At 73.1% G+C, this 6,619-nt stretch carries 9 protein-coding genes; all 9 read left to right on the top strand.

Features of this window, described 5'->3' with window-relative positions; translation table 11 throughout:
• The first annotated feature begins 339 nt into the window (after window positions 1-339).
• The 9 genes from ACFVU9_RS08535 (at window position 340) to ACFVU9_RS08495 (ending at window position 6,605) form a co-directional block, all read left to right on the top strand.
• On the top strand, window positions 340-603 hold the full coding sequence (locus ACFVU9_RS08535) for an HGxxPAAW family protein (RefSeq protein WP_380440534.1): 264 nt from the start codon (window positions 340-342) through the stop codon (window positions 601-603).
• 87 nt (window positions 604-690) lie between these two features.
• Window positions 691-1,131 (top strand): DUF2752 domain-containing protein, encoded by a 441-nt coding sequence (locus tag ACFVU9_RS08530; RefSeq protein WP_380440532.1) that lies wholly within the window; start codon window positions 691-693, stop codon window positions 1,129-1,131.
• 295 nt (window positions 1,132-1,426) lie between these two features.
• Window positions 1,427-2,233: an indole-3-glycerol phosphate synthase TrpC gene (gene trpC, locus ACFVU9_RS08525; RefSeq protein ID WP_359963056.1), complete on the top strand. Its 807-nt coding sequence runs from the start codon at window positions 1,427-1,429 to the stop codon at window positions 2,231-2,233.
• A 9-nt stretch (window positions 2,234-2,242) separates the two neighbouring features.
• Window positions 2,243-2,392 carry a tryptophan biosynthesis modulator TrpM gene (trpM, locus tag ACFVU9_RS08520; protein WP_329928299.1) on the top strand — a complete coding sequence of 50 codons (150 nt, stop codon included), beginning with the start codon at window positions 2,243-2,245 and terminating at the stop codon, window positions 2,390-2,392.
• 49 nt (window positions 2,393-2,441) lie between these two features.
• The gene (gene trpB / locus ACFVU9_RS08515) at window positions 2,442-3,692 is read left to right on the top strand and encodes a tryptophan synthase subunit beta (protein ID WP_387591279.1); all 1,251 of its coding nucleotides are present in this window, start codon (window positions 2,442-2,444) and stop codon (window positions 3,690-3,692) included.
• A 1-nt stretch (window position 3,693) separates the two neighbouring features.
• Window positions 3,694-4,503, top strand: coding sequence for a tryptophan synthase subunit alpha (gene trpA, locus ACFVU9_RS08510; RefSeq protein ID WP_387591276.1), 810 nt, complete (start codon window positions 3,694-3,696; stop codon window positions 4,501-4,503).
• 243 nt (window positions 4,504-4,746) lie between these two features.
• Complete coding sequence (locus ACFVU9_RS08505; RefSeq protein ID WP_380440526.1) at window positions 4,747-4,992, top strand: hypothetical protein; 246 nt, start codon at window positions 4,747-4,749, stop codon at window positions 4,990-4,992.
• Between the two features lie 159 nt (window positions 4,993-5,151).
• A complete protein-coding gene (locus ACFVU9_RS08500) occupies window positions 5,152-5,679 on the top strand; it encodes a MauE/DoxX family redox-associated membrane protein (RefSeq protein WP_387591272.1) in 528 nt (175 codons plus the stop codon).
• 62 nt (window positions 5,680-5,741) lie between these two features.
• A complete protein-coding gene (locus ACFVU9_RS08495) occupies window positions 5,742-6,605 on the top strand; it encodes a DsbA family protein (protein WP_380440522.1) in 864 nt (287 codons plus the stop codon).
• Window positions 6,606-6,619: the final 14 nt, after the last annotated feature.

Here is a 6,619-nt window from a genome sequence, read left to right as displayed (position 1 = left end):
ACGCGAACACGCTCCCCGCCGGGATCAGCTCCCGGCACGTCTCCCACACGTCCGGCCCGACCGTCTCCCCGGCCCATTCCCCCATCGCCACAGAATGAGTCTGGCCCCACCGCTTGCGCGGCGGGGCCAGAACCCAAGATCTTCATCAGCCTTCTAGGGCCTGTCCTTCGGCGCAACCGGAAGACACTTCCCAGGCCCGTCCCCGGCCGTCCACTGTGACGCGATAGACCCGCCACCCGCTTTGGGCCGCCGACATGTGGCCCGGCACAATGGAACCCGTCAAACCCGCCGGCGGCCCCGCAGGCCCGGCCGGGCCCCGAGAGCCAAGGAGCACCATCGATGGCAGCAGCAGCACACGGCCACAACCCCGCCGCCTGGACCGGCGTCGTCATCTCCTTCGTCGGCTTCGGCATCGCGGGCGTCGCGATGATCCTGCCGTCGCCGCTGCTGGTCGTGGCCGGTCTCGCGGTCGTCCTCGTCGGCGGCATCGTCGGCAAGGCCATGGCGATGGCCGGCATGGGCAAGCAGCCGAGCACCAACGTCTACACGTCCGTCCAGGAGCAGACCGAGGCCCGCGCCGCGCGCGCTGCCGTCGCCGCCTGACGACGACACCCTTCGCACTGCAGAACGGCGGGCGCCACGCCCGCCGTTTTCGCATCCCCGGCCCCCGCGCCGGGCACAATCGGGGGCGTGAACGCCGCCCCCGCCGCCTCCGCCCCGCCGCCCGTGCTGCGGCGGATGGGCCCGCCGCTGGCCGCACTGGCCGCCGCGGCCGTGCCCGCCGTGTACGTCTCCGTGGTGGACCCGAACGCACCCGGGCACTACCCGACCTGCCCCTTCCTGGCCGCGACCGGCTGGTGGTGCCCCGGCTGCGGGGGACTGCGCTGCGTCCACGCGCTGGCCCACGGGGACTTCACCGCCGCGCTGCACGACAACGCCGTCGCGGTGCTCCTGTTCGCCGTCCTGGCGCTGATGTGGCTGCGCTGGGCCTGGGCCGCGCTGACCGGCGGCCCGGTGCCGCGGATGTCGGTCGGGGCGCGCCGCTGGGCGCTGATCGGACTGCTGGTGCTGGTGTTCACCGTCGTGCGCAACCTGCCGGTCGGGGCGGGGCTGGCTCCGCCGCTGGTCTGAGCCGGGGAGCCCGGTCCGGGCCGGGGGCGCCCGGCCCTGGGTGGAGAAGCGGTGAAGTCGCAGTTGAGAGCCGCCGCAAGGGGCGTCCGGTCCGCGAGACGCGCGCCGGGCTGATGCGGTTCGCGCCCCCGGGTGCCGATACCATCGAAGAGCCGACGGGCCTCTGTCCGACGGCTACCGGCTAGCTGAACTAGCAGAAACGATGGGGGCACTGCGCCGTGAGTGAGCGGAGCGACCGAACCATTGACAGGTGCGTGTTGCGCGATGCGCCTGCCGAGCGCAGCGAGGTGGACGCATGAGTGTGCTCGACACGATCATCGAAGGGGTCCGCGAGGACCTCGCCGAGCGGCAGGCCCGGGTCTCCCTGGACGAGCTCAAGGAGCTCGCCGCCAAGGCCCCGGAGGCCAAGGACGGCGTCGCCGCCCTCAAGGGCGACGGGATCCGGGTGATCTGCGAGGTGAAGCGCTCCAGCCCGTCCAAGGGCGCCCTGGCCGCGATCGCCGATCCGGCCGCCCTGGCGGTCGACTACGCGGCCGGCGGCGCCGCCGCGATCAGCGTGCTGACCGAGCAGCGCCGCTTCGGCGGGTCGCTGGCCGACCTCGACGCGGTCCGCGCGGCGGTGGACACCCCGCTGCTGCGCAAGGACTTCATCGTCACCGCCTACCAGCTGTGGGAGGCCCGCGCGCACGGCGCCGACCTCGCGCTGCTGATCGTCGCCGCCCTCGACCAGCCGGCCCTGGTGTCGCTGATCGAGCGCGCCGAGTCGATCGGCCTCACGCCGCTGGTGGAGGTGCACGACGAGGAGGAGATCAAGCGCGCGGTGGACGCCGGAGCGCGGATCATCGGCGTCAACGCCCGCAACCTCAAGACGCTGGAGGTCGACCGCGACACCTTCGGCAACGTCGTCCACGCGATCCCGGACGGCATCGTCAAGGTCGCCGAATCCGGCGTGCGCGGCCCGCTGGACGTCATCTCCTACGCCAACCTCGGCGCGGACGCGGTGCTGGTCGGCGAGTCCCTGGTGACCGGCAAGGACCCGCGGGCCGCGGTCGCCGACCTGGTCGCCGCCGGGGCCCACCCGGCCGTGCGGCACAAGGACTGAGCGCAGCAGATGAAGATCGCCACCCGTCTCGCCCCCGGCTGCCGCCCGCGCGGCTGCCGCGCGCCCGCGCGCCGGGTGCTGGGGCGGCGGGTGCGCTACGTCATCGGCTGCGAGCCCGGGCAGGTGCCCGGCCGGCGATGGCGCGGGACGCTCGGCTGATCACCGGCCACGAGACGTCACTGTCGTCATCTCCCCAAGGGAAACCACCATGTCCGACAAGGACCACCAGTCCGGCGCACACGTGCCGGACGCCCGCGGCTACTTCGGCGCGTACGGGGGCCGCTTCATCCCGGAGGCGCTGGTCGCCGCCGTCGAGCAGGTCGCCGAGGAGTACGAGAAGGCCAAGACCGACCCGGCCTTCACCGCCGAGCTCGACGCCCTGCTCAAGGACTACACGGGCCGTCCGAGCCCGCTGACCGACGTGCACCGCTTCTCCGCCGAGGCGGGCGGCGCGCGGATCCTGCTCAAGCGCGAGGACCTGAACCACACCGGCTCGCACAAGATCAACAACGTGCTGGGCCAGGCGCTGCTCACCCGCCGGATGGGCAAGACCCGGATCATCGCCGAGACCGGCGCCGGCCAGCACGGTGTGGCCACCGCCACCGCCTGCGCGCTGTTCGGCTTCGACTGCACGATCTACATGGGCGAGGTCGACACCCGGCGCCAGGCGCTGAACGTCGCCCGGATGCGGATGCTCGGCGCCGAGGTGGTGGCCGTCAAGTCCGGCAGCCGCACCCTCAAGGACGCCATCAACGAGGCGTTCCGCGACTGGGTCGCCAACGTCGACTCCACGCACTACCTGTTCGGGACCGTCGCCGGGCCGCACCCCTTCCCGATGATGGTCCGCGACTTCCACCGCGTCATCGGCGTCGAGGCGCGCGAGCAGGTCCTCGACCGCACCGGGCGGCTGCCCGACGCCGTCGTCGCGTGCGTCGGCGGCGGCTCCAACGCGATGGGCATCTTCCACGAGTTCATCCCGGACGCCGGCGTGCGCCTGATCGGTTGCGAGGCGGCCGGCGAGGGCGCCGAGACCCCCAGGCACGCGGCCACCCTCACCAAGGGCGACCCCGGCGTGCTGCACGGATCGCGCACCTACGTCCTCCAGGACGAGGACGGCCAGACCATCGAGTCGCACTCCATCTCGGCCGGCCTCGACTACCCGGGCGTCGGCCCGGAGCACGCCTGGCTCAAGGACACCGGACGGGCCGAGTACCGCCCGGTCACCGACGACGCCGCGATGCAGGCGCTGCGCCTGCTCTCCCGCACCGAGGGCATCATCCCGGCCATCGAGAGCGCCCACGCGCTGGCCGGCGCCCTGGAGCTCGGCCGCGAACTCGGGCCCGAGGCCACCATCCTGGTCTCGCTCTCCGGGCGCGGCGACAAGGACATGCACACGGCGGCCCAGTACTTCGGCCTGTACGACGAGGCGGCCGGCGACGCGGCCGACGGGGGTAAGTGACATGGCGAGCAAGCTCAGCGGCATCCTGGCCAAGGCCAAGGCCGACGACCGCGCCGCGCTGATCGGCTACCTGCCGGCCGGCTTCCCGACCGTCGACGGCGGCATCCGGGCGATCGGGGCGCTGGTCGAGGGCGGCTGCGACGTCGTCGAGGTCGGCCTGCCGCACTCCGACCCGGTGCTGGACGGCGCCGTCATCCAGACCGCCGACGACATCGCCCTGCGCGGCGGCGTGCGGATCAAGGACGTCCTGCGGACCGTCCAGGAGGTCGCCACCGCGCACCCGCGGGCGGCGGTGCTGGTGATGACCTACTGGAACCCGGTCGACCGCTACGGCGTGGCCCGCTTCGCCGCCGACCTGGCGGCCGCCGGCGGGGCCGGCTGCATCCTGCCGGACCTGCCGGTCGAGGAGTCCCGGGAGTGGCGCAAGGCGGCGGACGAGCACGGTCTGGACACCGTGTTCGTGGTCGCCCCCAGCAGCAAGGACGAGCGGCTGGCCGAGGTCACCGCGGCCGGCAGCGGGTTCGTGTACGCCGCCGCGGTGATGGGCGTGACGGGCACCCGCAGCGCGGTCGGCTCGCTCGCCGAGGACCTGGTCGCCCGCACCCGGGCCACCACGGACCTGCCGGTCTGCGTCGGGCTCGGCGTCTCCACGCCGGAGCAGGCGGCCGAGGTCGCGGCCTTCGCGGACGGCGTGATCGTCGGGTCCGCGTTCGTGAAGCGGATCCTGGAGGCGGACGGGGACGAGCCGGCCGCGCTCGACGCCGTCCGTGCCCTGGCCGGCGAACTGGCGCAGGGCGTGCGGCGACGCTGACGCGCTGACCGATAGGGACGGCTGACGGCCCGTCGCTCCTGGGGGAGCGACGGGCCGTCGGCTTTGGGGCGGGAGACGGGGGTCATCGGCCTTTCGGATGAGGGTGACGCGTCATCGGATGTCCGCTGGCAACCCGAACGGGTGAACACTGGCGGGCACACGCATCAGCCGCGATTGACGGGCGTTGAGTGGAGGGACGAGTGCACGAACGACGTGCACGGGGGCGAGCGAAGGGGTGAGCCGGTGAGGTGTTTCCACCGAGCCGTCCTGCTGCGGGCGGCGGCGGCCGCCCTGGCCCTCGGCGCCGCCGTCGGGGCGCACTCCGAGGTCGGGCACGCGCTGGCCAGGGCCGCCGTCGAGCGGGCCGAGCGGGACGCGTCCGTGTGCGCCGAGGCGGCCCGCTGGGAGGCCGCCGCGCGGGACTCCCACCGGCACCACGAGAGCCGGACGGACCTCGTCGACCCGGGGCGTCCGCTGATCTGCCGGTAGCGTGCCGGGCCCGCCCCATTCGCACGACGGTTCGGGCGTAATCGGACGAGCCGTCATCAGCCGTCACTCATACGGCTTAATTCCTGAATACGGAGAAACCGGGCTTCATCCCCTACGGTTCGTCAGGAAGTGAACGATTTTCCCGAGGGGGGTTCCCTGATGGCCGGCCCGGCAGCGCAGCCCGGCGAATCCGTGTCCGCGGACTCCGCGCCGCCCGGGCGCCGGCCCGCGCCGGTGTGGACGCAGTGGGCCGGCACCGCCGTCCGGCTCGGGCTCGCCGTGGTGTGGGGCTGGGCCGGGCTGGCCAAGATCGCCGACCCGGCGGAGGCCGCCCAGGCCGTCCGTGCCTACGAGATCCTGCCGGAGGGGCTGGTCAAGCCGATCGGCTACGGGCTGCCCTTCCTGGAGCTGGCGCTCGCCCTGCTGCTGGTGATCGGCCTCGGCGTCCGGCTGGTCGCCGCCGTCTCCGTGCTGCTGCTGCTCACCTTCATCGCCGGGATCGGCTCGGCCTGGGCGCGCGGCATCTCCATCGACTGCGGGTGCTTCGGCGGCGGGGGGCACGTGGACGCGTCGCAGACCGAGTACCTGCAGGAGATCCTGCGCGACACCGGGTTCCTGCTGCTGGCCGGGTGGCTGCTGTGGCGGCCCCGCACCAAGTTCTCGGCGGACGGCTGGCTGACCAGCTGACCGCCCGGCGCCCACCACACCCCAACCCCCGACCGAGGTCCTCCCCGATGGATGTCAAGGCAATGAGCGAGAAGAACCGAGAAGGCAAGCGCACCGCCCGCGAGCGGATGCAGGCGCAGCGGGCGGCCGACGAGGCCGCCGGGCGGCGCAGGAAGAAGCTCATCGTCGGCGGCTCGGTGCTCGCGGTGATCGCCGCCGCGGTCGTCGTCGGCGTCGTGGTGCAGAACCAGCGCTCCAAGCCGGAGACCCCGGCCGCCGCCCCGGCCGGGACGGTCGGCGACAAGAACCTCGTCATCCCGGTCGGCTCCGCCGACGCCCCGTCCGTCCTCACGGTGTACGAGGACCCGCGCTGCCCCGCCTGCGGCATGTTCGAGCGCGAGTTCTCCTCGACCATCGACCAGTTGGAGGACCAGGGCAAGATCTACACCAACGCCCACATCGTCTCGTTCATCGACCGCGCGCTGCCCGGCAAGGGCTCCAAGAACGGGGCCAACGCCCTGGCCTGCGCCCAGGACGCCGGGCACTTCCGGGACTTCCACGACGTCCTCTACCGCAACCAGCCGGACGAGACCAACGACGCCTTCGGCAACAAGGCCGTCCTGCTCAACCTCGCCAAGCAGGTCAACGGCCTGGACACGCCCGCCTTCGAGGCCTGCGTCAACGACAACAAGTTCGGCGGGTGGGTGTCCGCGGTGCAGCAGGACTTCGACAAGTCCAGCTTCAAGTCGACCCCGACCGTGCTGCTCAACGGCCAGCCGATCTACCCGAAGAACGGCACCGAGGAGATCACCCCGGCGAACCTGGCGAAGTGGGTGGACGCCGCCAACCAGGGCAAGCAGCCCGGCACCCCGGGCACCAACGGGCAGACGCCGGCCCCCACCAGCGCCGCCTCGGAGGCCAACAACCCGTCGCCGAACGCCGGCTGAGCCTCCCGCGCCGC

Origin of the sequence: Kitasatospora sp. NPDC057936 (assembly GCF_042887525.1) — a bacterium.
Classification (GTDB): domain Bacteria; phylum Actinomycetota; class Actinomycetes; order Streptomycetales; family Streptomycetaceae; genus Kitasatospora.
The sequence above is the reverse complement of the archived record's forward strand: the minus strand, read 5'-3'. Positions and strand labels throughout refer to the sequence as shown.

Bases quoted from the DNA above. Each gene is read 5' to 3' on its own strand.
- ACFVU9_RS08500 (WP_387591272.1), top strand. From the start codon at position 5,152: ATGGCCGGCCCGGCAGCGCAGCCCGGCGAATCCGTGTCCGCGGACTCC.
- ACFVU9_RS08535 (WP_380440534.1), top strand. From the start codon at position 340: ATGGCAGCAGCAGCACACGGCCACAACCCCGCCGCCTGGACCGGCGTC.
- trpA (WP_387591276.1), top strand. From the start codon at position 3,694: ATGGCGAGCAAGCTCAGCGGCATCCTGGCCAAGGCCAAGGCCGACGAC.
- trpB (WP_387591279.1), top strand. From the start codon at position 2,442: ATGTCCGACAAGGACCACCAGTCCGGCGCACACGTGCCGGACGCCCGC.
- trpC (WP_359963056.1), top strand. From the start codon at position 1,427: ATGAGTGTGCTCGACACGATCATCGAAGGGGTCCGCGAGGACCTCGCC.
- trpM (WP_329928299.1), top strand. From the start codon at position 2,243: ATGAAGATCGCCACCCGTCTCGCCCCCGGCTGCCGCCCGCGCGGCTGC.
- ACFVU9_RS08495 (WP_380440522.1), top strand. From the start codon at position 5,742: ATGAGCGAGAAGAACCGAGAAGGCAAGCGCACCGCCCGCGAGCGGATG.